The following is a 24,501-nucleotide window of genomic DNA, read 5'->3' on the forward strand; positions in this document are numbered from 1 at the left end:
GCCTGGTCGCCGGTGGATGCCGGGACCCCCTGCGATCGTTCCGGAGACCCTTGACCGTCCACTCTCCATCGTGGGCCCCTAACAGCCTTCGCCTGAGTGCAGCTCGCTTGCGGGAACACCGACCAGCACGGCGGCCTCAGGCTGGTTGCGCAGGACACAGGCAGAGGCTCCGACAGTGGTGCCGGCCGCCACCGTCAGCCCCTGGTGGATGAACGCCGAGGAGCCGACTGTGACCTGTTCGCCCAATACGATCTCTCCGGAGACGGCGGCCAAGGGGTTGATGGAGACATAGTCGTTCAGGACCGTGTCATGCCCGACGGTGCAGTTCGGATTCAGCTGGACATGCCGTCCGAGGGTGACGTTCGTGGTGATCTTCGCCCCGGGGCACAGGACGGTCCCCTCCCCGATACGGCAGTCGGAACCGATCCTGGCGTCCGGGTCGATCAGCGTGGCCGGTCTCCAGCCGCTTGCCTCCAGGCGTTCCGCCAACACCCGACGCACGGAACCGCTATTGATGCCCACCACGAAGTGCGGTCGCCCGGCCATGGTGTCGGCGCTCACTGGTCCGAGCACCTGGTGACCCTGCCGCCGGGCGCGGTCGGCATTCAGCTCGGTGGGTGCGTCGTCCAGATAACCGAGCAGGTTCCAGACAGGTCCGGTGGACGAACGCGCATTGATCGCGGCGATGACGTCGGCGACCTCGCGTCCGAAGCCCCCGCAGCCGACAATGACGATGTCCAGAGCCGCAGTGGTGGGTGCCGGAGTCTCTTCGGAGCGTTCGGGCGCACCGCTCACGTGGCACTCCGGACGGTCCCCATGAACTCGGTCATGGTGGCCTCGCCCTCAGCAGAGACCCCGCTGCGGCTGAGCACCGTGGACAGCGTCTTCCAGAGGATGCGGGCGTCGGTGGCCAGGCTCATGCTGTCCACGTACTGCACGTCCAGTTCGAATCGGTCCTCCCAGCTGATGGCATTGCGGCCATTGACCTGGGCCAGCCCGGTGATGCCGGGGCGGACGTCATGCCTACGCGCCTGGCGGGGGGTGTAGCGGTCCAGATAACTCACCAGCAACGGCCGGGGGCCCACGAAGCTCATCTCGCCCCGGAGGACGTTCACCAGAGAGGGCAGCTCGTCCAGGCTCGTGGAGCGCAATAGCCGCCCGAACGGCGTCAGGCGCTGTTCGTCGGTGATCAGTCCGGCAGCCTCGTCCACGGGCTTCATGGTGCGGAACTTGTAGAGCCTGAAGACCTCTGCGTCCTTGCCCGGCCGGTTCTGGGTGAACAGCACGGGGCGGCCGTGCTGCAGCGCCACGAGCGCGGCGGTGGCCCCCAGTAACGGCGCGGCGGCCACCAGCAGTGTGGCCGAGCCGACGACGTCCAGCCCTCGCTTGACGACCGCGTAGTCCATCACCAGACCCCCAGGGCCTCGGAGAGGGCGGCCAGGACCCGGTCCATCTGCTCCTGGGTCATGGCCGAGCCGCTGGGCAGCGTCAGTCCGCGCTCGAAGAGCATCTCGGAGCTTCCGTCCGTCAGCGCCGGGGCATGGGCGAACACCGGCTGCAGGTGCATGGGCTTCCACAGCGGGCGGGTCTCGATCGAGGCCTCGTCCAGCCGAGTCCGTAGGGCGTCAGCGGCCAGGGGCGCCTGCGCGGGGTCGATCACCAGCGAGGTCAGCCAGCAGTTATCCTCGGCCCCCTCTCCCCCGAAGACCTCGACGCCGGGGACGGAGGCCACCAGCTCCCGGTACGCCGTCCGCCACTGCCGACGGCGCTCGATCATGGCGTCCAGGCGGGTCAGCTGCGCCCGCCCGAGTGCGGCCAGCAGGTTGCTGAGCCGGTAGTTGTAGCCGATGTCCGTGTGCTCGTAGTGCACGACCGGCTGACGCGCCTGGGTGGCCAGATAGCGGATGCGCTGGGCGATCGCCGCTTCGTCGGTCAAGAGCATGCCGCCGCCCGAGGTGGTCATGATCTTGTTGCCATTGAAGGACACGGCCGAGAGCCGGCCGAAAGAGCCGACTGGGCGCCCGGCGTGGGTGGCGCCCAGGGACTCCGCGGCGTCGCAGATCAGCGGGGTGTCGAATTCCTCGCACACCTCAGTGATCGTGGTGTAGTCCACGGCCTTGCCCAGCAGGTCCACCGGCAGCACAGCACGGGCGGGGGTCCCGTCCCGCCGCAGCCGGTCCAGGGCCTCGCGCAGCAGGCCAGGGTCCATGTTCCCGGTCTGCGGGTCGCAGTCCACGAAGTAGGGCGTGGCCCCGGTGTAGACCACGGCGTTTGCGGTGGCGGCGAACGTCATCGTCGACGTCACGACGATGTCACCCTTGCCGACGCCGAGCGCCAACAATCCCAGATGGAGGGCAGCCGTACCGGAAGCCAAGGCGACAGCATGGTCGACCCCGATGCGTTCCTTGATCTCCTCTTCAAAGGCGTCTACGTCAGGTCCCAGAGGCGCAATCCACCCCGAACGGAGAGCGGCGACGACGTATTGTTCCTCCAGTTCACCGACGTCCGGCTTGGACATGAGAATTCGATCACTGGACATGATGTGCTCCTGCTTCTTCGTCCACCTTGCCGCAGCGCTTCAGCCACACGGTCTTGTCCATGTCTCGGGGGGCAAGCGTATTGACGAGCGCGTGGGAGATCTTGGGATGGAATGGACGTTCGTCACCTTCGCCGAGACCAACAAGCTCCTCGTGGAGCTTCTCCCCCTCCCGGAGGCCGGTGAAGGTGATCTCGATGTCCTTTCCGGACATCTCGATCATGCGCTCGGCGATGTCCAGGATCTTGACCGGCTCGCCCATGTCCAGAATCAGGACCTCGCCCGGCGCACCAATGGCGCCGGCCTGGACAACGAGTTGGCAGGCCTCAGGAATGGTCATGAAGTAACGGGTAACATCGGGATGGGTCACCGTGAGGGGCCCACCCTTCTCGATCAGTGACCTGAAGGTTGGCAGCATGGAGCCGCGACTGCCGATGACGTTGCCGAACCGCACGGAGAGGTAGCGTCGACTGGTCTCCTGCCCCATCCAGGCGGTCAGTTTCTCGGCGACTCGCTTGGAGTGGCCCAGCACGCTGGTCGGGTTGGCGGCCTTGTCCGTGCTGATGTTGATGAATGTCTCGACCTCGGCGTTCCGTGCCGCTTCCAGGACGTTCAGCGTGCCGAGGACGTTGGTCTTCCACGCCTCCTCCGGATACTGCTCCAGCATCGGCAGGTGCTTCAGTGCGGCTGCGTGGTAGACCACCTGGGGCTTACGGTCTTGGAAGATCCGCTCAAGAGCCTCGGGCTCGCGGATATCCGCCAGGACCACGTCACGGGTGTGAAGCAGTCCGTGTCCGACGGTACCCAGCTGGGCCATCTGCAGGCCAGTCTCGTCCCGGTCGAGCATGATGAGTTCCGTGGGAGCGTACTTCGAGATCTGCCGGCACAGTTCCGACCCGATGGAGCCACCTGCGCCGGTCACCAGGACACGCTTGCCGGCGACGTAGTCGGCGATGGACTCGACCTCGGTATCGACCGGGTGCCGGCCGATGAGGTCCTCGATGGAGAGATCACGCAGGTCGGAGAGCTTCGTGCGTCCCTCCATGATCTGTTCCAGCAGGGGCAGCACCCGGACGTGGAGACCGGCTTCCGTGGCCGCATCAGAGATCTTGCGCACGAGGTTGGAATCGGCGCGTCCGATCGCGATGACGAGTTCCTTCGCACCGGTCTTCTGCGCCACGTCAGCGATGTCCTCGAACCCGCCCATGACGCGGACCCCGCGGAGCTCCAGGCTGGAGAGCTGCGGATCATCGTCCAGGAGAGCGACCGGACGGTACTCGGAGTCAGCGTCCGTCTGCATGCGGCGGAGGACGGTCTCACCGAGGTAGCCGGCCCCGTAGACGATCGTGCGGATGGCCTGGGACCCGGGCTTCCGGCTCCTCTCGATAAGCAACCTGAAGACGTACCGGGCTCCCAACATGCAGAGCAGTGCCAGAGGCGTCGCGATGAGCGCCGTGCTGCGGGGAACCTCCAAGGCTTCCAGAGTGAAGACCAGTACCGACGTGGCCAGGCCCACCAGGATGACCAGGAAGGTCAGGGTCTTGACCTCTTCGAACGTGCCGTATACATGTCGCCCTCGGTAGACCCCCAGGATAAGGCCAATAGCTGCCTGAAGCGCCGCGGCGACCAATCCGACGAGGACAAGGCCGCCCCACGGCATCGGGACGAAGTCGAACTCATATCGGAGCCATGCGGCCAATGGGATCATGATGAGCCAGCTGGCCAGGTCTATGCCCAGAAATGAAACTCGCGCTACGCGCGTGCGGCTACGTCTGTTCAAGTTATCCCCCCAAGGATGCGGTGCCATGGGTCCCTCTGGGCCCGCTGTACATGGTCCGTTCTGTCCGCGGCCCCTTAGCGGGAGAACAGAGCGCCATAGAGAGACTAAGGCATGGACACCGATGACTCCGAACCGACAGGACTCATTTCGCAGCCACCCATCAATCGGGAAACTACTGGTGAACTGACGAATTCAAAGTTCATACAAAGTTAAAAATGTGCTGTCGTCACGACCTATTCGGTCGAACGGAATTACTCGACGGTCACGGACTTCGCCAGGTTCCTCGGCTGGTCCACGTCATACCCCTTCGCCGTGGCGAGCTCGCAAGCGAAGATCTGCAGGGGAACGGTCGTGAGCAGCGGCATCAGCAGCGGCTGCGTTTCGGGTACATAGAAGACCTGCTCGGCGTACTCCCGCACGGCCTCGTCCCCTGCTTCTGCCACCACGATGGTCTTGGCACCGCGGGCTCGGACCTCCTGGATGTTGGAGACCACCTTGGCGTGCAGGGAGTGCCGGTCCATCGGGGACGGCACCACCACGAAGACCGGCTGGCCCTCGTCGATCAGGGCGATCGGCCCGTGCTTGAGCTCGCCGGCGGCGAAGCCCTCGGCGTGGATGTAGGCCAGCTCCTTGAGCTTGAGCGCGCCCTCAAGGGCCACCGGGTAGCCCACGTTGCGGCCGAGGAACAGCACAGAGGTCGTCTCGGCCATCGAACGGGCCAGGTCCTTGATCCGATCCGCGTTGTCGAGGATCTGCTGGACCTTCGCCGGGATATCGGCAAGATCGGACAGGATGTCCTTGATCTGCTGGCTGTACAGCTTCTTGTTCAGTTGCGCCAGGTACAGACCCAACAGGTAGGCGGCGGTGATCTGGGCCAGGAAGGCCTTGGTGGAGGCCACGGCGATCTCCGGGCCGGCGTGCGTGTACAGCACGGCGTCCGACTCGCGCGGGATGGTGGAGCCGTTGGTGTTGCAGATGGACACCGTCCGCGCGCCCTGTTCCTTGGCGTAGCGGACCGCCATCAGGGTGTCCATGGTCTCGCCGGACTGGGAGATGGACACCACCAGGGTGTTCGGGTCGATGATCGGGTCCCGGTAGCGGAATTCGTGGGAGAGCTCGACCTCCACGGGGATGCGGCACCAGTGCTCAATGGCGTACTTGGCGACCATGCCGGCGTAGGACGAGGTGCCGCAGGCCAGGACGATGATCTTGTTGACGGACTTGAGTTCCTGCTCATCGATGCGCAATTCGTCCAGGATCAACCGGCCGGTCTCATCGCTGCGGCCCAGCAGGGTGTCCCCCACGGCGGCGGGCTGGTCGTGGATCTCCTTCTCCATGAAGGTGGCGTAGCCGCCCTTCTCGGCGGCGGAGGCGTCCCAGTCTACGGTGAATTCCTTGCCCTGGGCAGGGTTGCCGTAGAAGTCGGTGATCTCCACGGCGTCCGCCGTGATCGTGACGACCTGGTCCTGCTCGAGCTCCACGGCCTTGCGGGTGAAGTCGATGAACCCGGAGACGTCCGAGCCGAGGAAGTTCTCGCCCTCGCCCAGGCCGACGACCAGCGGGGAGTTCTTGCGGGAGGCGACCACGCGGTCCGGGTGGTCGGCGTGCACGGCCAGCAGGGTGAAGGCGCCCTCGAGGCGCTGGCTGGCCAGCTGCATGGACTTCGTCAGGTCCTGGTAGCCGGCGGTCCGGTAGATGTGACCGATGAGTGCGGCAGCGACCTCGGTGTCCGTCTCCGAGCGGAAGGTGGCGCCCTTGGCCAGGAGTTCCTTCTTCAGCTCGGCGTAGTTCTCGATGATGCCGTTGTGGATCACGGACAGCCGGTCATTGTCCGCCAGGTGCGGGTGGGCGTTGAGGTCGGTCGGCCCACCGTGGGTGGCCCACCGGGTGTGGCCGATGCCCACCGAGGACGTCGGCACGGGCCGCTCCTCCAGTTCGGACACGAGGTTCGCGAGCTTTCCGGCCTTCTTGCGGTACTCGATGCCACTGCCGTTGATGACGGCCACGCCCGCGGAGTCATAGCCGCGGTACTCCAGACGCTTCAGGCCTTCCATGAGCACGTCCAGGGCGGAGTGCTGTTCCAGATGAGAGGGCAGGCCAATGTAGCCAACGATTCCACACATGGGAACAAGAGTATCCCCTCGTTAGACCTCAGTTGTTCAGTGACTTTCGAGGCCGACATACGCAACTGGGAGCTGACCCCTTGCAGCCTTCCACCCTCCCTCCGGTCTGAATCCCTCCCCTTCCCAAGCCCCCTCCCCCGTGCCTACGGTGACAAACAGGGCGCGGGAGCCTCACCAGGTACCCCTGCGCCGCCACAGCAATCAGCGGGAGGTCAGCATGAAAGCACTCACCTGGCAGGGCAAGCGGCACGTCACCGTGGAAGAGGTGGCCGATCCGGTCATCCAGGCGCCCACGGACGCCATCATCAGGATCACCTCCTCAGCCATCTGCGGTTCTGACCTGCACCTCTACGAGGTCCTGGGTCCCTTCATGGACAAGGACGACGTCCTCGGCCACGAGCCCATGGGCATCGTGGAGGAGGTCGGCTCGGAGGTGACCAATCTCTCAGTCGGCGATCGCGTGGTCATCCCCTTCAACATCTCCTGCGGCAAGTGCTGGATGTGCCAGCGCGGCCTGCAGTCCCAGTGCGAGACCAACCAGGTCCGCGAGCAGGGCTCCGGCACCGCGCTGTTCGGCTTCTCCCGCCTCTACGGCTCGGTCCCCGGCGGACAGGCCGAGTACCTGCGCGTGCCCAACGCGGACTACGGCCCCATCAAGGTCCCCCACACCGGTGAGGACGAGCAGTGGCTCTTCCTCTCGGACATCCTGCCCACCGCCTGGCAGGGCGTGCAGTACGCCAAGGTGCCCGAGGGCGGCACGCTCGCCGTGCTCGGCCTGGGCCCGGTCGGCCAGTTCGCGGCCCGCATCGGCAAGCACCTGGGCTACCGCGTCCTCGCCGTGGACCCCGTCCCCGAGCGCCGCCTGATGGCCGAGCGCCACGGCATCGAGACCCTGGACCAGGACGCCCAGCTCGGGGACCGCCTGCGGCTGGCCACGGACGGGCGCGGCCCGGACTCGGTGCTGGACGCCGTGGGGATGGAGGCCCACGGCTCCCCCGTCGCCGGCGTGGCCCACAACGTCGTCGGGATGCTGCCGGACGCCCTCGGCCGGCTGATGATGAAGAAGGGCGGCGTGGACCGGCTCAACGCCCTGTCCACCGCAATCGACGCCGTGCGCCGCGGCGGCACCATCTCCCTGTCCGGGGTCTACGGGGGCATGGCCGACCCGCTGCCCATGCTCACCCTGTTCGACAAGCAGATCCAGCTGACCATGGGCCAGTGCAACGTCAAGCACTGGATCGACGACCTCATGCCCCTCGTCGACGACCCCTCCGACCCGCTCGGAACCCTTGACCTGGCCACCCACAAGGTGCCCCTGGACCGGGCACCGGAGATGTACGAGAAGTTCCAGAAGAAGCAGGACGGCTGCATCAAGGTGGTCCTCAAGCCGAACCTGAACGCCGCGGGCCTGGCGGCCGAGTCCGGCATCGCCCAGGTGAACACGCCGCTGTCCGAGGACACCGGCACCACCGGGGCCGACCGGCCATGAGCCTGCGCGTCGTCGTCCTCGGCGCCACCGGCAACGTCGGCACCGCCCTGCTGCACCGGCTGCAGCAGGCGCGGGCCGACGGTGAGGTGCAGTCGATCGTCGGGGTCTCTCGGGAGGGACCGGAGCGCGAGGGCGCCCCCTTCGAGGGCGTGGAATGGCATCGCATCGACGTCATCGATCCCGACGCCGGCCCACGGCTGGAGAAGGTCATGCGCGGCGCGGACGCGGTGATCGACCTGGTGTGGGTGATCCGTCCCAACCGGGACCGGGAGTTCCTGCACCGCGTCAACGTGGAGGGCAACCGCACGGTGTTCCAGGCCGTGGTGCACGCCCAGGTCCCGCACCTGGTCTACGCCTCCTCGATCGGCGCCTACGGCAAGGGGTCCAAGACCGTGCCCGTGGACGAGTCCCACCCCACCACCGGCACCCCGACCTCCCACTACGGCGCGCAGAAGGCCGAGGTGGAGACCCTGCTGGACGAGCTGGAAGGGGAGAACCCGGACCTGCTCGTGACGCGGCTGCGCCCGGGGCTGATTTTCGGGGCGGTCCCCTCCCCCGAGATCAAGGACTACTTCATCGGCGACCTGGTGCCGGCGAGGCTGCTGACCTGGCTGACGGGGGTCGGCCGGCTGCCCGTGCTGCCGTTCCCGGCCGGCATCCGGTTCCAGGCGGTGGCCCAGCCGGACATGGCCGAGGCGTACTGGCAGGTCACGCGGCAGCGGGCCGGCGGCGCGTTCAACGTCGCGGCGGAGCCGGTGCTGGACGCCCAGACGATCGGGCAGCTGCTGGGGTCCAGGAGGTACCTGGAGCTGCCGGTGGCGGTGTTCAAGGCCCTGGCCGCCGTGACCTACCGGCTACGGCTGCAGCCCACGGACCCGGGCTGGGTGGACATGGCCGCCGTGGTGCCGATCATGGACACCACGCGGATCCGGCAGGTCACGGGGTGGGCCGAGACGATGTCCTCGCAGCAGGCCGTCCGGGACCTGCTCGACCACTTCGACGCCCCCGAGACCCTGGGCAACGCCGAGCACCGGTCCAGCTCTCCCGTGGAATGAGACCCGGGCCCGGGGTACGGGGTCTCAGGTGAGGAACCGGGTGCCTAGCGTCTCCTCGCTGATGCGGCGGACCTCGTCCTGCAGGTGCCGGGTGCGCCGGTAGTTGGTGTCCATCGACTCGCGGTCCAGGCCGCCGTCGGGAACGAGCTCGGCCAGCCGGACGAGCGCCTGCCACATCCCGATCTGGCCCTGCAGGGCGCCCTGGAGGATGTCCAGCTCCACCTGGGTCATCCCCTGCGTCTTCGAGCGGGTGAGGTTCACCGGGTTCAACCGTCCGGCCACCTCAGCGGCCTTGCCCAGGACCTTCTCCGTGCGTGACTGCTTCAGGCCCAGGCGGTCGATGAGCGCGATGAGCCGGTCCTGCATCTGGCTGACCTGGTCGGTGAGCTCCTTGAACTCCGCCTCATAGGGCGTGCCCCTCCAGGTGTCCGCGGCCGTGCGGAACATGCGCACCCCGCTGCGGGAACCCAGCAGGTGGTGGTTCAGGTAATCCTGCAGTTCGTCGCGGTTCAGGGTGGCGTTCTGGGGCGTGGAAGGAGTAGAGGAAGCGTCCATATCCCATGAGTACTCTGCCCAGGCGCATCGGGCAAGGATGCCGGGCCGGGAGCGTCCCTCAGACCCGGCCCACGCTGAACTCGACCTGGCGTGCGACGAACGGGGCGCCCAGGAGCAATTCGAGGTCCCCCACCACGGCGTTCTCGATGTGCTCCACGATGCGCGGCGCGTTCGCCTCCGGCCGCAGGACGTAGGCGAACATCAGTGAGGGGCGCTCCGGGGTGCCCATGATGGTGCAGTCGGCCGAGAGGATCCCGGGCACCACCAGCGCGGCCCGGACGGCACTGCGGGCCAGCCGCCGCTTCCGGCTGGACCAGATGCGCTCCTCCGCGGAGGGCTCCCGCGGACCGGCAGCCGTCGACGTGGACTCACGACTTGGCGACGGGGCGGGAGCGGGAGGAGTCATGAGAGCTTCGTGCGCCGGTGGGAGGACGTCGGGCGCCTCCGTGGTGATTGCCGATGACAGCGGTTCAAGGACCAAGCTCATGATCATGCCTTCCGTACTCCGGCGCCCCGCTGACAGTCCATAATGGCCTGGCGTAGCTCCATGTTCTAACAGTTATGTACCCTATCTGTTAGTCAACCTACCAATAAAAAGCGCAGGACGCCAATGACATGGGCGGACAATGACCTAGGCGAAGACGGACCCGACACCGTGGGGAGGCAGTGGACGTGCAGGATGAACGGCACGACGCGAAGGCCGTGACCAGCAACGGCTACTGGTATCCGGGAGCGGATTCCAACCCCGACCCGGTGGACGTGCTGAACCTGTTGCGCCGGTACCGGGACGCGGAACGGCGCATGCGCGCCCGGACGCGGGACTCCATGCGCATGGGCGAGACGGACCTGGTGGCCCTGCGGTTCCTGCTCCGCGCCACGAGGACCGGGAAGGTGGTCCGCCAGCGGGACCTCGCCGAGGCCCTCGAGATCTCGAAGCCCTCCGTCAGCGCGCTGGTCGATCGGCTGATCCGCGACGGCTACGTGCAGCGCGTGGCCCACCCGGACGACCGGCGCTCCGTGGCCATCGAGCCCACCCAGAAGACCGATGAGGAGGTCAGGTCCACCCTCGGGGTGATGCACCGCCGCATGCTGGCGGCCGCGGAGTCACTGACCACCGAGGAACTGGCCGTGGTGGCGCGGTTCCTCACCGAGCTGACGCGCAGCGTGGAGGACGTGGCGGACGACGTCGATGCGGGCGGCGAAGCCTGAGTTCTCCCCGCGGGTGTCAGGTGCCCCCGCTCCGCGGGTGAAGAATGCAGTTCAGCGCGTGAAGAACGCGCTGACCGTCTCGGCCCAGAGCTGCTGGCCCTGCTCGTTCGGATGGATCTTGTCCACCAGCAGGGCCTCCCAGGACTCGGCGTCATCGAAGGCGGCGTGGACGTCGATCACCGGCAGGCCGTGCTTCGTGGCGGCCGCTTCCATGAGGGCCCGGTTGGCGTCCGAGGTCGTGGCGTTCTCCCCGGTCGCGGGGTTCTGGGCCGTGAGGACCACGGGCGCCTCTTCACCGGCCTGCACGGCCTCGAGCAGTTCGGTCAGGGCCGGCTCGACCTCATCCGCGCTCCCGTTGTGCCCGTAGTTCAGGATCGTCAGGTGCGCCGGCTGGGGCTGACGCAGGTCCTCCTGGGCCAGCGGCGTCTGGGGCGTGGCGCCGGACTCGGAGCCGTTCCAGATGGTGATGGTCCGCTCACCCTGCCCGAACTGGCGGGGCTGCGGGAACCAGTCCTTCGTCTGGGGGTTCCAGGTGTGCACCACCACGGTGGCGTTCTGGCCCAGTCCCTCGGCCCAGCGGTAGACCCACTCGCTGGAGGAGTCCGAGGTGGAATCCCCGAGGACGCTGATGACGGGGCTCTGGAGCCCGTTCACGACGGCCATCGCGGCGATCTTAGCTGCCGCCGCGGCCTTGGCTGACTTTTCCGCCTGCGACGACTCGGTCGGTGAGGATGACGGCTGCGGGGTGGACTCGGCGGATTCCACGGTCCGGTCGACCGCAGCCTCGGTGCGGTACTGCCGTTGCTGCAGGAACAGCAGCGTCACCAGGGCGCTGGTGACGGCAAGCACCAGGATCAGGGCGGTCCACTGCAGCGTCTTCGTCACGTTGGGATTCCTCACGGTGATGATCCTACTGGCCGACAGGGGCTGAACTTGGTCTGGGCCCAGACGTCCGGTCCAAGTCGGTGCCCAGTAGGTTCACCGGAGGCCAGTGACGTCAGAGCTTGATGCCCTTGCTCTTTCCTCGTGTGTCGAAGAAGACGCGGGACCGAGAGACAATCCCGTCGAGGTCGTAAGACTGGTGCGCCTGCAATAGGACCACCACATCGGCTTCATCGATGGAACTGCCGAGGTCAGGAACCACCGAGAGCGTCTGATCTTCGAGGCGCCACGACGTCACGTGCGGGTCATGGAACCTCACGCGCGCACCGCGGGCCAACAGGAGTTCTGCCACCGGTACTGCCGGAGACTCACGCTGATCGGCGATGTCCGACTTGTACGTCACTCCCAACAGCAGGATCTTCGACCCCTTCACGGAACGCTCTTGGTCGTTGAGCAGCCGCGCCACACGTTCCACGACGTACTCCGGCATGGAGTTGTTGATCTCCTGGGCCAACTCCACGAACCGGAACGGGTATCCCAGCTCGTTCTTCACCTGGTAAGCGAGGTAGTTCGGGTCGATCGGAATGCAGTGTCCGCCCACGCCCGGCCCCGGAGTGAACGGCATGTAACCGAAGGGCTTGGTCGCCGCCCCCCGGATGACCTCCCAGATGTCGATGCCCATTTCGTGGCAGAACTTCGACATCTCATTGACCAAGGCGATGTTCACATGCCGGAAGGTATTTTCCAGCAGCTTCGCCGTCTCGGCTTCCTTGGGGCCAGAGACCGGCACCACCTCGTCGACGAAACCGCCGTAGAACTGGACTGCCGACTGCGTGGCGTGATCGGTGATACCGCCGACCAGCTTGGGCGTGTTCTTGATCCCATAGACCGGGTCACCGGGATTGATGCGCTCCGGCGAGAACGCGACGTCGAAATCGCTTCCGGCCTTCAGTCCACTCTGGGACTCCAGGATCGGAATGACCACGTCCTCTGTCGTCCCCGGGTAGGTGGTCGATTCCAGGATGACGGTCGTTCCGCTCTTCAGGTGCGCGCTGATCGTGGCGGAAGACTGTCGAACCGCTGTCAGATCAGGCCCCCCGCTCTCAGACAGCGGCGTCGGCACACAGATGACGACCACATCCGATTCGCCGATCACCTGCGGGTCCGTGGTCGCGCAGTACCCCTGGTCCAGCATGGTCGAGATGTCCTGGTCGCTGAGGTCGTCAACGTGAGATGTCCCGACATTCAGCGCATCAACAAGGGACTGGGTCACGTCCAGACCGTAGACCCTCCAACCTGCGCCCACTGCAGCCTGCGCGAGGGGCAATCCGACGTATCCCTGACCAATAACTGTGACTGTTGACATCATCCATCCGTTCTCTGGGTTCCCCGGCCACGTCAAACGAGACAATCGACCAGAGGGAACCTTACCGGCGGGGGGTGTCCGCAAAAGAACCGTTTCAGGGCGTGTCCTGCGCAGACACTTCTCTGCAGGCAACACGTTGTCCCTACTTCCATCCGCGGTCAGCCAGACCTGGCTTACAGTGATCGCGTGAGCGAGGAGGGTTCGTGCGAGGAAGATTAACCAGCAAAATTCACTTGCCGCTGCCGGCCGCCGGACTGGCACTGACCGCCGCGCTGGCACTGACCGGCTGCACGTCGTCGGGGTATCCGGCGGACCCGGAGGGGACCCTGGACCGGGCCACCGGGGGCACGCTGCGCGTGGGCGTGGTGCACCACCCGCCCTACGTGGACGCCACCGGCGCGGAGCCCAGCGGGTCCGAGGTCGAGCTGGTGGAGGGCTTCGCCCGGCAGATCGGCGCGGAGATCGACTGGACCGTCTCCGGCGAGGAGGCCGTCATGACCGCCCTCAAGAAGGGCGACCTGGACCTCGTGGCCGGCGGGCTCACCAGCAAGTCCCCCTGGACCACTCACGGGGCCATCACCCGTGACTACGCCAAGGCCACCAGGCCGGACGGGAAGACCGTCAAGCTCGTGATGGCCGTGCCGCTGGGCGAGAACCAGATGCTCACCGAGCTCGAACGCTATCTCGACGCCGCCCACCCGGGGGCGCAGCCATGAGCGAGAAGGGTCAGCGCCGCTTCGGCCGCACCGAGCTGCCCCCGGAACTGCAGGAGGCCGTGAAGAAGGCCATCCGGCTGGAGTGGATCACCCTGGGCGTCCTGGCCGTGACCGTGCTCGCCGTGGGCCTGGTGACCGGCAGCTCCCAGGCCATGAAGGCCGCCTGGATCGAGGACATGCTGTCCCTGATCCCGCCGATCGCCTTCCTCATCGCGATCCGCATCATCAACAACCCGCCCTCCCGGGATCGGCCCTATGGCACCCACCGCGCCATCGGCGTCGGGCACCTGGTGGCCTCCGTGGCGCTGCTCGTGATGGGCGCCTACCTCGTGGTGGACTCCGCGATCGGCCTGATCACCGCCGAGCACCCGCCCATCGGGTCCTTCCACCTGTTCGGGCAGACCATCTGGCAGGGCTGGTTCATGATCGCCGTCATGCTGCTCTCCGTGCCCGGACCGGTGATCCTGGGCCGGATGAAGCTCAAGCTCGCCGAGCAGCTCCACGACAAGGTGCTCTACGCGGACGCGGACATGAACAAGGCCGACTGGCAGACCGGCCTGGCCACCGCGGTGGGCGTGACCGGCGTCGGGCTGGGCTGGTGGTGGTTCGACGGCGCCGCCGCCATCTTCGTGGGCGCGTCCATCCTCTACGACGGCATCCGCAACATGGTCACCGCGATCACCGACCTGGCCGACGCCCGCGCCCGGACCATCGAGGGCAACCGGGAGCACCCGGTGATCTACCAGGCCGAGGACCACGCCAGCTCCAAGGACTGGGTGCGCCAGGCCGGGGCCCGGGTGCGCGACGAGGGGCACGTGTTCCACATGGAGATGTTCGTGGTGCCCGAACCCGGCGCCGCGCCCACGCTGGACCGGCTGCAGTCCCTGCGGGACTCGCTGGCCGACCTGGACTGGCGGCTCGAGGACATCGTGGTGGTGCCCGTGCCGGAACTGCCCGCCGAGGTGCACGGCGGGGCTCCCGGCGACCTGCAGTCCGAGGGCGGGCAGCGGTTCCGGGAGCGCTGAACCACTCGTCAAGGGCCGGGCGGAACGGCCGCGGGGCCGGTGGGCCGTGGGCTAGGGACTGTCCTGCCCGTGCCCGCAGGTGTTCACCACCACGCTGATGGTGATGTTCGTCGTCGGGGTCTGCACCGGCTGGTCCGGGGACGTGGGCGGCGTGGACGGCTCGGGCTCCTGACCGGCCGGGAGCTCGGCGCCCAGCTCGTCCAGGGCCGCGGCGATCGGGTTCGCGAAGGTGGTGCTGCCGTCCGTGGAGCCGGCGAACAGCAGGCCCACCACGTTGCGGTCCATGTCCATCACCACCGAGCCGGAGTCACCGCCCTCGGAGAACCGCGGCGAGCGCGCGGTGTCCGTGACGATGCGCACCTGGTGGCGCAGCGTGCGGGTCCCCAGGCCGTCGCCGTAGTCCAGGCTCAGGGTCGCCTCCCCTGAAGCCACGGTGCCGAAGGTGTGCTGGGTGGTCCGCCCGCGCTTCTGGACGGCCATGCCGATGCTCGCCTCGGCGCTCCCGGCGACGTCCCCGATGTCGATCACCGCGTTGTCCCACTCCTTGCCCTCGTCCACCGTGACCACGGCACCGTCCGTGTTCTCGGACAGCACCGCGCGGGTGAGGCTGCCGAATTGCTGGGTGGCCGCGTCCCCGCCGTCGGGCCGGGCCGGCTGGACCATGCGATCGCCCTCCGCCCAGCCGTCGTTGACGCAGGCGACGTGGAAGTTGGTCATCGCCAGGGTGGCCCCGGAGGCGCGGTCCCGGACCATGGCCCCGAGGGTGCCGACGAAGACGTACTCCCCGGCCTCGGCGACCTCCGGCGGTTCCATCCGGACGCTGCGGGCCGGGCCCATGCTGATGCCGCCCACCAGCCGCGGGTATGCGGCCGGGTCGACCTGCTGGGCCGGGACGAGGAGCTGGCGCGCGGCCTGGAGCTCGATGACCATCTCCTGCACGTCCGTCTTGACGCCGTCCACCTCCGGGGGGACCACCTCCTCCGGCGGGAGGGCCTTCAGCGGCTTCTTGTGTTCCACGAACACGAGGATGCTGGGCTCCCCGGTCTTCTTGCCGTGGCTCACCTTCTCGCCGATGTCCACGCCGACGACCCCGGGCCGGGCCAGCAGGTCGTCCTCGATGGCCTCCTTGACCGGCTTGATGGCGGCCAGCTCTTTCTGGGTGATGCTGTGTGACATGGGGCCCCTCCCCGCGAAACCCTCCTGGATGGTGCGCTCATTCAACGCCGCGCGGGACCACCGCGTCCATGCCCGGCATCCCGTGCGCTCGCGCCCCCGATGTCCTCGCCGCGCCGTCGCATGCGTCGGTGCCCCGGTCAAACGGTGGATAATGAACCCGTGACCCGACCCACACCCACCGCCACCGGACTGCCTCCGGCCGTGCCCGTGGCGACGACTCCGCAGCCCTGGGCCGGTTCACCGCCCGAGCCCGACGGCGTGGAGAACTACTCGCCCTTCACCGAGCTGGACCGGGACACCTGGGCCCGGTTGGCCTCCGAGATGGAACAGCCCTTCGACCAGTCGGACGTGGACCGGCTGCGCGGCATCGGCGAGCACCTGTCCCTGCGCGAGGTCGCCGAGGTCTACCTGCCGTTGTCCCGGCTGCTGAGCATCCACGTGGACGCCGCCGCCCACCTGCGCCGGGCCGCCAACGACTTCCTGCGCGAGTCCACCCGCCGCACCCCGTTCGTGATCGGTGTGGCCGGCTCCGTGGCCGTGGGCAAGTCCACCACCGCCCGCGTGCTGCAGGAGATGCTGCGCCGCTGGCCGAACACCCCGCGCGTGGAACTGGTCACCACCGACGGCTTCCTCTACCCCAACGCCGAGCTCAAGCGCCGCGGGCTGATGGAGCGCAAGGGCTTCCCCGAGTCCTATGACCGACGCCGGTTGATGCGGTTCGTCGCCGACGTCAAGTCCGGCGCCCCGGAGGTCCGGGCGCCGATGTACTCTCACCTGACCTACGACATCCTCCCGCACGAGGAGGTGGTGGTGCACCGCCCGGACGTGCTCATCATCGAGGGCCTGAACGTGCTCGCCCCGCCGCGGGTCCGCGCCGACGGCACCACCGGGCTGAGCGTGTCCGACTTCTTCGACTACTCCATCTACGTGGACGCCCGCACCACGGCCGTGAAGCAGTGGTACATCGAGCGGTTCATGCGCCTGCGCTCCGGGGCCTTCGCCGACCCCATGAGCTACTTCCACCGCTACTCCACGCTCACCGACGAGGAGGCCGTGCTCACCGCCCAGGACATCTGGGACCGCATCAACGGCCCCAACCTGGTCCAGAACGTGCTCCCGACGCGCGGCCGGGCCAAGCTGGTGATGTCCAAGGACAGCGGCCACACGGTCACCCGCGTGCTGATGCGGAAGGTCTGAGGACACCGTGCACGGTCCGCGGCGCCGGATGCTGCCGGCGCTCGTCCTCGGTGCGCTGCTGCTGAGCGCGTGCTCCCCGGGGCAGACTCCTGCCTCCTCGGCATCCCCGTCGTCGACTCCCGCGGCGTCTGCCGCGTCCACGCCGGCGTCGACCTCGCCGACCGCGTCGACCTCTGCCGCCGCGGCGTCGTCGACGCCGGCCAGCGGCTCGGCCCCGTCCGCCTCCGCGACCCCGCCCCGCGGCTCGGCGACGGCCACCGGCCCGGCCGCGCCGCCGTCGTCGTCCGCGCCCGCCGCGCCGTCAACCGGACCCGCCGCATCCTCCGCCGCGCCGTCGGCCCCTGCCGCTCGAGACGGGCACCGGGACCCCTCCTCGATCCACGTCCTGGTCAACAAGCGCAACCCGCTGCAGCCCGCCGACTGGGCCCCGGCCGACCTGACCGCCCCCGACGTCCGGTCCACCCGTGCCGGGCTCACCCTGCGCGCCGAGGCCGCCACCGCCGCCGAGACGCTGTTCGCCGCGGCCGCCGCCGACGGCGTGAACCTGTCCCTCGTCAGCGCGTACCGCTCGTACTCCTACCAGCAGGGCACCTACGCCGGCTGGGTGCAGCAGCACGGCCCGGCGGGCGCCGACCGGATCTCGGCCCGCCCCGGACACTCCGAGCACCAGACCGGGCTGGCGATGGACGTCGGCGCCGCGGACGGCGCCTGCACCCTCAAGCAGTGCTTCGGGGACACCCCGGAGGGCGCCTGGGTCGCCCGGCACGCCGCCGCGCACGGCTGGATCGTCCGCTACCCCACCGGCGCCGAGGACGTCACGGGGTACTCCCCCGAGCCCTGGCACCTTCGGTACGTGGGCACCCCGGCCGCGGCCGACGTCGTGCGCTCCGGCGGGGTGCTGGAGACCGCCTGGGGCTTCGCCCCGGCCCCTAGCTACTAGGCGCGCCCGGCGCGGTCGCCGCCTCCAGGCCGTCGGACCGGCCGAGGATGGTCACCCGGCCCGTGTCACCGTCGACCTCGACCAGGTCTCCCGTGCGGATGACCTGCACTGGGTCCCGGTCCAGTTCGCTGACGGTGGGGACACGGGTGACCACGGCCCCGAGGACAGCCTTCGTGGTGACCTTCGTGAACACCATCGCGGCAGGGGCCGTGCCCAGCAGCCTCGTGCTCTGGAAGAACCCCGACCACCCGGACGACCCCTTGGCGCCGGGAAACACGAGGACCTTCCCCGTGAAGCACACACCGAACAACGGATGCCGCCGTTCGATGATGGTGCCCTGGGCCGGGTCGATGCCGCCCCACCCCGAGATGGTCTCCGGAGAGACCAGGGCCTCAGCCCTGACCCGCCCCGGGACAATACCCCGGCCGTTCAGGGTGGTCACGCCCGCTCGCGCGCGGTGCTCCATGGACTCGATGCTCATCGGAGTTCCCCCTTCCAGGTCCCCGTGACGGCGGCCTGCACACAATCCGCGGTGGTGCCGAACCAGGCCTCGATCCCGAGGATGGCCGGCAGGTAGTGGGCCTGTTTGGCGCTGTCCGTGGCGAACACTCTGGTGCCCTTCGGCGCCGTCCGGGACATCGCCGGGCAGGAGTCGGTGAGCAGACGCCCGCCGGCGCGCTGGATGACCTCCGTATAACCGTTGCGGTCGGCCACCGCCCTCAGGGCACGGGGAGTCATGATCCAGAGCTCGGTGCCGTCGTGCAGCGTCTTGCCGTCCAGCAGAGCCGCGATCTCGCCCAACTGCTCGAGGGACGCGTGCGGGCACCCCAGCAACACGAAGTCCACGTCCTCGGTCTGGCCCTGGTTGTTGAGGATCTCGTACGTCTGGCGGCGCACCTCCTCGGTGAACACCACGGCCTCCGGCACCCGGGACGACCCGAAGGCCGCCTCGAGGTTGGGGGCCTCGGGCGTCACGCCGGGCAGGTGGAAGATCTCCACGCCCCCGGTGGTGGCCAGGGCTGCTCCCAGATGCTTGAGGTCCGCCTGGGTGGGCAGACCCAACCGCCCCGTGAGCACGGGCCTCTCCTCCTGGACTACCTCCCCGGTGAAATAGCCGAACAGTCCCCAGTCCAGGAACGAGTCGATGGACACGTCGGACCGGATCAGGTGGGTGCCGTGGCGGTTCTCGTCGAGGTGGTTGCCCCAGTAGGGGATCCGCCCCGTCAGTCCGGCGGCTCCCGTTGACGCCGTGCCCTCACAATTGGACCTGGCCCCGATCACGGAGTTCGCGTACACGACGGCGGAGGACTCCATCCAGGCGATGTGTTCCCCCCGTACCGGGAGATTGCCGATCTGGTAGGGCGTGCAGGTCGCCAGGATGTTGATGCCCTTGTCACCGGCGAAGGCCTCCGCGTCCGCCTGGAGATCGACCAGGTGCGGGTTGTAGGGGGTGATGTTCAGGGCGTCCGCGCTGAAGCCGTGCTGCAACTGACACGTCGGAACCCGCATCTTCGGGATCTCGATGTCATCGTCGCTGTCGAGGTTGATGACCGCATAGGCCTTGTTCCATCCCCCCTCCGCGGCGATCCTCTCCTTGGCGGGAGTCGGCTGCGTAGAGGTCCCGGCGACGTTCCGCACGCTGCACAGCCTCTCCGCTCCGAGGCCCTCGCCGTACCGGATCAGCAGGTCCATGGCCGCAGCGACCGCGTCCCCGTCCCGGCCGTCGCGCATGGCCTGGTCGTCGTCAGTGAGCAGCATGGACGGCCTCCCCGCTCGTGGTGGCGTCGGCCGGCATCGCGGAGGCGCCGTCTGGGCCGTCAGGGCCGATGTTCGCCCGGATGCGATCCCGCAGCTCGGCGTGGTCGATCGCCGTGACGGGGCCGCCGTCTGCCATGTCGAGGGCATGGGCGGCGGCCTCACCCATCGCCGCGCACGGGCCCATCACGCGCACACTCGAGAGTGCTGCGGCGTCTCCGTCCACGCACCGGCCGGCGGCCAGCAGATTCACTGCGCCGCGCGGGGTGATGCTCCCCAGCGGCACGTAGTGCACGTGATCGCCGTCGAACTGCTCCCAGACATAGCCCTCTGGCTGGTCGTGCAGTTCGATCGGCCATGACGTCCGGGCAATGGAATCCTCGAACCGGAATCCCGAGCGGACCTCGTGGGCGGTGAGCTGGTGCTCGGCAGCGATCCAGCGGGTCTGCCGGCGGCCGGGCAGGCCGTAGAAGCGCACGGTCGCGTTGCCGAACGCGGCGGGATGGTGGTCCTTGAGGAATTGGATGACCCGGTCCGCCTGTTCCTTGCCCCTCAGCTGCGCCTCAGAGGCGCTGACGGCCTCCAGGGGGGACTCGATGTGCGTCATGTTGAGCACTGCGGTGTCCCGGCCCGGGAAGAAGAACGCGAGGCCATCCCTGCGGATCAGACCGTACTCGTCGGCGTGGTCGAACACGCTCTGCGCCAGGTCCTGCGGGCTCGGCGCGGCCTCTGGTACCAGGCCCTCGACCCGGACCTGCTGGGAACCCCAGATGGTGCGTTCGGGGACCCGGCACTCCAGACCGGCCTCCCACGTCAGTGCCGCGTCACCTGATGCGTCGATGAAGGAGTCGGCCGTGACCCTGAGCAACCCATATCGCGTCGAGAAGGTCACCGAGCGCAGGTGGCCCCCCTCGGAGTCCACCTCGAGGATCGATGCCCCCGTCACCGGGACCACGCCGGCCTGGACGATCTCCTTCTCCATCCACCGGCCCACGGCGTGCTCGTCGTAGTTGACCGTGATGGTGTGCCGGTGGTTGTACGACAGGTCACCCGTCCGTTCCAGCGCGGGGAACATGCGGTCGAAGATCCCGTGCGTGAGCTGGCGGTACTCCGGGCCGTTGCCGTAGACGCCGCAGAAGAGGCCGATGAGCGAGTTGGCGCACTGGCCGCCCAGCATGGGGAGTGCATCGACCAGGATGACCCGGCGGCCCAGCCCTGCCGCCGTGAGGGCCGCCGAGACTCCGGCGATCCCCGCCCCGACGACGCAGACGTCCCCCTGGAGTTCTTCCCCGGGCGCCGGTCCCCTGGGTTTCGTGACGTTGTGGATCTTGACTTCGGTGAGCTTGTGGGGCATTACGACTCCTGGGTTGATGACTGCGCGGCGGTGGCCGACACGAGGGTGGCGCCGTGCTCCAGCGGGGTGACGGTGCGGGCATAGACGTCCAGCCAGCCGGAGACCCGGGGGGCAGGACGACGCCGCGCTGCGCGCCTGCTCTCCAGTTCACTGCCGGGGACCAGGAGGTCGACCGACCGGGAGGGAATGTCCGCGACGATGCGGTCGCCGTCGCGCACCAGGCCGAGGGGCCCGTCCAGGGCCCCCTCCGGCTTGACCTCACCGACGACGATGCCCTGGTTGACGAGACCCGAGAGCTGCCCGTCCGTCACGACCGCGACCTGACCGGTCAGGCCCGAACCGTTGAGCGCGAACACCACGTTCGAGGCCATGCCCATCCCCGGGGTACCCGAGGGCCCCAGGCCCCGGAGGACCAGGACGGAGCCAGCTCGGACTGCTCCGGCATTGATCGCGGTGATGGCCTCCGCGGCGTCCTCGAAGACCACGGCGGGTCCCTCGAAGCGGTCCTGGCGACGCTCCGTGGCGGAGAGTTTCACGATGGACCCCGCCGGGGCGAGGGTGCCGTACAGGATCTGGATGGTCGCATGCGGGGCCCGGGGATCATCGAGGGGTCGGATGATCCGGGCGTCCGGGGACGGAGCGTCCTCGAGGACCTCGTCCATGGTGCGTCCGTCGATGGTGAGGACGTCCAGGTCCAGCACGGGCCTCAGCTGCGTCATCACCCCCCTGGCCCCTCCCGCGGCCTCTAGGTCCTCGATGCTGTCAGGACCGCTCGGGCGCACCGCGGTCAACGGCCCCACGGCGTTCCCCAGTTCTGCGAACAGGGGACTGATGTCCACCTGTACGCCCGTCTCCACGGCGATGGCCTGCAGGTGCTTGACGCTGTTGATCGAGCCGCTGACGGCCAGGACTGCCGCCACGGCGTTCTGGAAGGCGCCCTCGGTCATGATCTCGCTCGGTCGCCGCTGCGCCAGCACGGCATCCACGATGGCCCGGGCAGAGGCTTCCGCGTTCGCCCACATCGCCGGGCTGTTGGCGGCCACGGGTGCCGCACCCGGCAGGGCCATGCCCAGGGCCTCGGCCATGATGTGCATGGTGTTGGCCGTCCCCATGCCCGAACAGACACCGGGTCCCTTGATCGCCCGGTCGCTGAGGGTGCACAGGTCCTCCAGGGTGATGCCACCCGTGGCGACGTGACCGGCCTTGATGAACACTTCCTCGATATCCGCGACCTCGCCGTTGTCCATGACTCCGCAGGGCTGGTACCCGCAGGGCACGATGATCGTCGGGACGTCCAGCCGGCCTGCCGCCATGAGCTGGCCGGGCGTGGTCTTGTCGCACGAGGCCAGGCAGATCATGCCATCGAGCTGCGCACCCTCGACCGCGGCCTCGATGTCATTGGCCAGGAGGTCACGGCTGGACAGGACGTAGCCGCCCTTTCCGCCCGCGGCCATGATGAAGTCCGTGGGCGCGACGGTGCGGATCTCGAAGCCGACGGCTCCGGCGTCCCGGATGACCTGGACGACCCGATCGGCGATGTCGTCCAGGTGACTGAAACAGGGTGAGAGCTTCGAGGACGAGTTCACGACGGCGATCTTGGGCTTCATGACGTCCTCGTCATCCAGGCCGAGGGCCTTCCACTGGGTGCGGCGCGTCGCCCATCGGGGCGATCCGACGGGGAAGTTGCTTCTCAGGTCCACTCAGCCCACATCCTTGCGTCCGTAGACGGACTCGTGCCACGGGATGGCCACCCTCTTGAACGAGGTGACGATGAAGTACATGATCAGTCCCACGGTGGCGAGCATGAGGATCACGGCGAAGAGCGCGGGGGCATTGAGTTCGTTGAGGGTCTTGACCACCATGTACCCGAGGCCCTCGTTGCCACCGAGGTACTCCCCCACGATGGTCCCGATCACGGCCAGGACGATCGCCGTCTCCATGCCCGCGAACACGTGCGGCATCATGCTCTTGTACTCGAGGTGGCGGAAGGTCTGCCACCGGCTGGCGTTGATGCTCTGCATGACGTCCCGATGGCCGCGGTCCACGGAACGCACGCCCAGCATCACGGGGAAGAACGCCAGAAGGCCCGCGATGACGACCTTGGTGGTCATCCCGAAGCCGAACCAGATGACGAACAGCGGGATGAGGGCGACCTTGGGGATGACCTCCAGGGCGATGATCAGGGGCCGGACGCTGGCCTCCAGGAGCGGCAGCTTGCCCAGGATGACGCCGACCAGGACCCCGGCCGCCGTGCCCGCCAGGAAGCCCAGCACGATCTCCGTCACGGTGACCCGGACGTTCGTCCACGTCGTGGGTTCTCCGAGGGTCTGGCCGAGCTGCTCGAAGACCAGGGAGGGTGGCGGGAGGATCAGGGTGGAGACGCCCATGGCCTTCACCGTGACTTCCCACACCACGAACAGCACGATCAGCAGGGCAGGTGTGGTGATCCACGGAAGGACCTTCATCAGCTTTCTACGATTCATGGTCGCCTTCTTCGTTCAGTGAGGCATAGAGGTTGCCGACGAGTTCGTGGAAGCCGGGGTCCTGCTTGATCTCGACGCCGCGGGGCCGGTCCAGGGGAACGGCGACGACGTCCTTGATCCGCCCCGGGCGCGGGGTCAGGTGGACGACCCGGTCCCCGAGGGCCACGGCCTCATCGATGTCGTGGGTGACGAACACGACGGTCGCGCGCGTGGCCAGGGCGATCCGCTGGATCTCCAGGTTCATCTTCTCCCGGGTCATCGCGTCCAGGGCGCCGAAGGGTTCGTCCATCAGCAGCAGCTCGGGGTTGTCGCTGAGGGCACGGGCGATGGCGGCGCGCTGGCGCATGCCCCCGGACAGTTCCCGGGGATAGTTCCCGAGGAAGTCGGCCAGTCCCACCAGTTCCGCCAACTCGCGGGCACGCGCCCGGCGTGCCGCCTTCTTCACGCCCCGCAGCTTCAGGGGCAGGGCGATGTTGTCCTCGATGTCGTACCAGGGGAACAGGTTCGAGTCCTGGAACACGACCCCGAGCTTGCGGATCACGCTCGAGTCGACGGTCTCACCGTGCCAGAGGGCACGGCCCCCGATCTCGATGTCCCCGCTGGTGGGTGGAACCAGGCCGGCCATGATGCGCAGCAGGGTGGTCTTGCCACAACCCGACCGGCCGATCAGGGAGACGAACTCCTCCTTGCGGATCTCCAGGTTGATGTCGGACAGCGCATGGGTGGACCCACGCTCCGTCCTGTAGATCTTCTCGAGTCCGGAGATCCGGATCTCGGTGGGCGGGGCCACGGTCGGGTCGACCGTGCGGGTGTCGTCGACTGTCGGTTGCATCTGCATGGTCACCATCGTTCCTCCGGGT

At 68.1% G+C, this 24,501-nt stretch carries 23 protein-coding genes; 7 read left to right on the forward strand and 16 right to left on the reverse strand.

Annotated elements, in window-relative coordinates; genetic code table 11:
- Positions 1-78: 78 nt before the first annotated feature.
- The 5 genes from GGQ69_RS09375 to glmS all read right to left on the reverse strand — a co-directional run bounded on the left by GGQ69_RS09375 (position 79) and on the right by glmS (position 6,439).
- Positions 79-795, reverse strand: a complete 717-nt coding sequence (locus GGQ69_RS09375) for an acetyltransferase (RefSeq protein WP_370577147.1) — start codon at positions 793-795, stop codon at positions 79-81.
- On the reverse strand, positions 792-1,406 hold the full coding sequence (locus tag GGQ69_RS09380) for a sugar transferase (protein WP_183527467.1): 615 nt from the start codon (positions 1,404-1,406) through the stop codon (positions 792-794). Before GGQ69_RS09380 ends, GGQ69_RS09375 begins: the two co-directional genes overlap by 4 nt.
- Positions 1,406-2,539, reverse strand: a complete 1,134-nt coding sequence (locus GGQ69_RS09385) for a DegT/DnrJ/EryC1/StrS aminotransferase family protein (protein ID WP_183527468.1) — start codon at positions 2,537-2,539, stop codon at positions 1,406-1,408. Before GGQ69_RS09385 ends, GGQ69_RS09380 begins: the two co-directional genes overlap by 1 nt.
- Positions 2,529-4,244, reverse strand: a complete 1,716-nt coding sequence (locus GGQ69_RS09390) for a nucleoside-diphosphate sugar epimerase/dehydratase (protein WP_255459466.1) — start codon at positions 4,242-4,244, stop codon at positions 2,529-2,531. Before GGQ69_RS09390 ends, GGQ69_RS09385 begins: the two co-directional genes overlap by 11 nt.
- A 323-nt stretch (positions 4,245-4,567) precedes the next feature.
- On the reverse strand, positions 4,568-6,439 hold the full coding sequence (glmS, locus tag GGQ69_RS09395) for a glutamine--fructose-6-phosphate transaminase (isomerizing) (protein ID WP_183527470.1): 1,872 nt from the start codon (positions 6,437-6,439) through the stop codon (positions 4,568-4,570).
- A gap of 217 nt (positions 6,440-6,656) precedes the next feature.
- On the opposite strand from glmS, the gene GGQ69_RS09400 reads away from it, so the two are divergent.
- A complete protein-coding gene (locus GGQ69_RS09400; RefSeq protein WP_183527471.1) occupies positions 6,657-7,928 on the forward strand; it encodes a zinc-dependent alcohol dehydrogenase in 1,272 nt (423 codons plus the stop codon).
- Positions 7,925-8,983 (forward strand): NAD-dependent epimerase/dehydratase family protein, encoded by a 1,059-nt coding sequence (locus GGQ69_RS09405; protein ID WP_255459467.1) that lies wholly within the window; start codon positions 7,925-7,927, stop codon positions 8,981-8,983. Before GGQ69_RS09400 ends, GGQ69_RS09405 begins: the two co-directional genes overlap by 4 nt.
- 24 nt (positions 8,984-9,007) lie before the next feature.
- On the opposite strand, the gene GGQ69_RS09410 is transcribed toward GGQ69_RS09405, so the two are convergent.
- Together GGQ69_RS09410 and GGQ69_RS09415 are read right to left on the reverse strand one after the other, a co-directional pair.
- Positions 9,008-9,538: a hypothetical protein gene (locus GGQ69_RS09410; RefSeq protein ID WP_183527472.1), complete on the reverse strand. Its 531-nt coding sequence runs from the start codon at positions 9,536-9,538 to the stop codon at positions 9,008-9,010.
- A 58-nt stretch (positions 9,539-9,596) separates the two neighbouring features.
- Positions 9,597-9,944 carry a hypothetical protein gene (locus GGQ69_RS09415; RefSeq protein ID WP_183527473.1) on the reverse strand — a complete coding sequence of 116 codons (348 nt, stop codon included), beginning with the start codon at positions 9,942-9,944 and terminating at the stop codon, positions 9,597-9,599.
- 260 nt (positions 9,945-10,204) lie between these two features.
- Between GGQ69_RS09415 and GGQ69_RS09420 the strand changes: the two genes are divergently transcribed.
- Positions 10,205-10,747: a MarR family transcriptional regulator gene (locus GGQ69_RS09420; RefSeq protein WP_183527477.1), complete on the forward strand. Its 543-nt coding sequence runs from the start codon at positions 10,205-10,207 to the stop codon at positions 10,745-10,747.
- A 51-nt stretch (positions 10,748-10,798) separates the two neighbouring features.
- Here the strand turns inward: GGQ69_RS09420 and GGQ69_RS09425 are convergent, their stop codons facing one another.
- Entirely contained in the window at positions 10,799-11,647 is an 849-nt protein-coding gene (locus GGQ69_RS09425; protein WP_183527479.1) for an SGNH/GDSL hydrolase family protein, read from the reverse strand.
- Between the two features lie 97 nt (positions 11,648-11,744).
- Complete coding sequence (locus GGQ69_RS09430; RefSeq protein WP_370577148.1) at positions 11,745-12,998, reverse strand: nucleotide sugar dehydrogenase; 1,254 nt, start codon at positions 12,996-12,998, stop codon at positions 11,745-11,747.
- 230 nt (positions 12,999-13,228) lie between these two features.
- Here GGQ69_RS09430 and GGQ69_RS09435 point away from each other — a divergent pair, with 230 nt between their 5' ends.
- Both GGQ69_RS09435 and GGQ69_RS09440 read left to right on the forward strand, forming a co-directional pair.
- Positions 13,229-13,711 (forward strand): transporter substrate-binding domain-containing protein, encoded by a 483-nt coding sequence (locus tag GGQ69_RS09435; RefSeq protein WP_221243376.1) that lies wholly within the window; start codon positions 13,229-13,231, stop codon positions 13,709-13,711.
- Positions 13,708-14,736, forward strand: coding sequence for a cation diffusion facilitator family transporter (locus GGQ69_RS09440; RefSeq protein ID WP_183527481.1), 1,029 nt, complete (start codon positions 13,708-13,710; stop codon positions 14,734-14,736). Before GGQ69_RS09435 ends, GGQ69_RS09440 begins: the two co-directional genes overlap by 4 nt.
- Positions 14,737-14,787: 51 nt before the next feature.
- Here the strand turns inward: GGQ69_RS09440 and GGQ69_RS09445 are convergent, their stop codons facing one another.
- Positions 14,788-15,912: a hypothetical protein gene (locus tag GGQ69_RS09445; RefSeq protein ID WP_183527483.1), complete on the reverse strand. Its 1,125-nt coding sequence runs from the start codon at positions 15,910-15,912 to the stop codon at positions 14,788-14,790.
- A 159-nt stretch (positions 15,913-16,071) separates the two neighbouring features.
- On the opposite strand from GGQ69_RS09445, the gene coaA reads away from it, so the two are divergent.
- Complete coding sequence (coaA, locus tag GGQ69_RS09450; protein WP_370577149.1) at positions 16,072-17,109, forward strand: type I pantothenate kinase; 1,038 nt, start codon at positions 16,072-16,074, stop codon at positions 17,107-17,109.
- A gap of 7 nt (positions 17,110-17,116) precedes the next feature.
- Entirely contained in the window at positions 17,117-18,049 is a 933-nt protein-coding gene (locus GGQ69_RS09455) for a M15 family metallopeptidase (protein ID WP_183527484.1), read from the forward strand.
- Here GGQ69_RS09455 and GGQ69_RS09460 read toward each other — a convergent pair.
- The 6 genes from GGQ69_RS09460 to GGQ69_RS09485 are packed head-to-tail and all read right to left on the reverse strand — an operon-like array spanning position 18,039 to position 24,479.
- Positions 18,039-18,530: an aconitase X swivel domain-containing protein gene (locus GGQ69_RS09460; protein WP_221243378.1), complete on the reverse strand. Its 492-nt coding sequence runs from the start codon at positions 18,528-18,530 to the stop codon at positions 18,039-18,041. The two genes, GGQ69_RS09455 and GGQ69_RS09460, sit on opposite strands and share 11 nt — an antisense overlap.
- A complete protein-coding gene (locus GGQ69_RS09465; RefSeq protein WP_183527486.1) occupies positions 18,527-19,807 on the reverse strand; it encodes an aconitase X catalytic domain-containing protein in 1,281 nt (426 codons plus the stop codon). The genes GGQ69_RS09460 and GGQ69_RS09465 overlap by 4 nt, the downstream gene beginning before the upstream one ends.
- Positions 19,794-21,158: an FAD-dependent oxidoreductase gene (locus GGQ69_RS09470; RefSeq protein WP_183527488.1), complete on the reverse strand. Its 1,365-nt coding sequence runs from the start codon at positions 21,156-21,158 to the stop codon at positions 19,794-19,796. The genes GGQ69_RS09465 and GGQ69_RS09470 overlap by 14 nt, the downstream gene beginning before the upstream one ends.
- On the reverse strand, positions 21,158-22,858 hold the full coding sequence (locus tag GGQ69_RS09475; RefSeq protein WP_221243379.1) for a dihydroxy-acid dehydratase: 1,701 nt from the start codon (positions 22,856-22,858) through the stop codon (positions 21,158-21,160). Before GGQ69_RS09475 ends, GGQ69_RS09470 begins: the two co-directional genes overlap by 1 nt.
- Positions 22,859-23,641, reverse strand: a complete 783-nt coding sequence (locus tag GGQ69_RS09480; protein ID WP_183527490.1) for an ABC transporter permease — start codon at positions 23,639-23,641, stop codon at positions 22,859-22,861.
- A complete protein-coding gene (locus GGQ69_RS09485) occupies positions 23,631-24,479 on the reverse strand; it encodes an ABC transporter ATP-binding protein (RefSeq protein ID WP_221243380.1) in 849 nt (282 codons plus the stop codon). The genes GGQ69_RS09480 and GGQ69_RS09485 overlap by 11 nt, the downstream gene beginning before the upstream one ends.
- Between the last annotated feature and the right edge of the window lie 22 nt (positions 24,480-24,501).

It is taken from the genome of Micrococcus sp. TA1, from assembly GCF_014199555.1.
Taxonomy (GTDB): Bacteria; Actinomycetota; Actinomycetes; order Actinomycetales; family Micrococcaceae; genus Citricoccus.

Coding starts and splice junctions, on each gene's coding strand:
- GGQ69_RS09380 (WP_183527467.1), bottom strand. CDS start 1,406: ATGGACTACGCGGTCGTCAAGCGAGGGCTGGACGTCGTCGGCTCGGCC.
- GGQ69_RS09385 (WP_183527468.1), bottom strand. CDS start 2,539: ATGTCCAGTGATCGAATTCTCATGTCCAAGCCGGACGTCGGTGAACTG.
- GGQ69_RS09390 (WP_255459466.1), bottom strand. CDS start 4,244: ATGATCCCATTGGCCGCATGGCTCCGATATGAGTTCGACTTCGTCCCG.
- glmS (WP_183527470.1), bottom strand. CDS start 6,439: ATGTGTGGAATCGTTGGCTACATTGGCCTGCCCTCTCATCTGGAACAG.
- GGQ69_RS09400 (WP_183527471.1), top strand. CDS start 6,657: ATGAAAGCACTCACCTGGCAGGGCAAGCGGCACGTCACCGTGGAAGAG.
- GGQ69_RS09405 (WP_255459467.1), top strand. CDS start 7,925: ATGAGCCTGCGCGTCGTCGTCCTCGGCGCCACCGGCAACGTCGGCACC.
- GGQ69_RS09410 (WP_183527472.1), bottom strand. CDS start 9,538: ATGGACGCTTCCTCTACTCCTTCCACGCCCCAGAACGCCACCCTGAAC.
- GGQ69_RS09415 (WP_183527473.1), bottom strand. CDS start 9,944: ATGACTCCTCCCGCTCCCGCCCCGTCGCCAAGTCGTGAGTCCACGTCG.
- GGQ69_RS09430 (WP_370577148.1), bottom strand. CDS start 12,998: ATGATGTCAACAGTCACAGTTATTGGTCAGGGATACGTCGGATTGCCC.
- GGQ69_RS09440 (WP_183527481.1), top strand. CDS start 13,708: ATGAGCGAGAAGGGTCAGCGCCGCTTCGGCCGCACCGAGCTGCCCCCG.
- GGQ69_RS09445 (WP_183527483.1), bottom strand. CDS start 15,912: ATGTCACACAGCATCACCCAGAAAGAGCTGGCCGCCATCAAGCCGGTC.
- GGQ69_RS09460 (WP_221243378.1), bottom strand. CDS start 18,530: ATGAGCATCGAGTCCATGGAGCACCGCGCGCGAGCGGGCGTGACCACC.
- GGQ69_RS09465 (WP_183527486.1), bottom strand. CDS start 19,807: ATGCTGCTCACTGACGACGACCAGGCCATGCGCGACGGCCGGGACGGG.
- GGQ69_RS09470 (WP_183527488.1), bottom strand. CDS start 21,158: ATGCCCCACAAGCTCACCGAAGTCAAGATCCACAACGTCACGAAACCC.
- GGQ69_RS09480 (WP_183527490.1), bottom strand. CDS start 23,641: ATGAATCGTAGAAAGCTGATGAAGGTCCTTCCGTGGATCACCACACCT.
- GGQ69_RS09485 (WP_221243380.1), bottom strand. CDS start 24,479: ATGCAGATGCAACCGACAGTCGACGACACCCGCACGGTCGACCCGACC.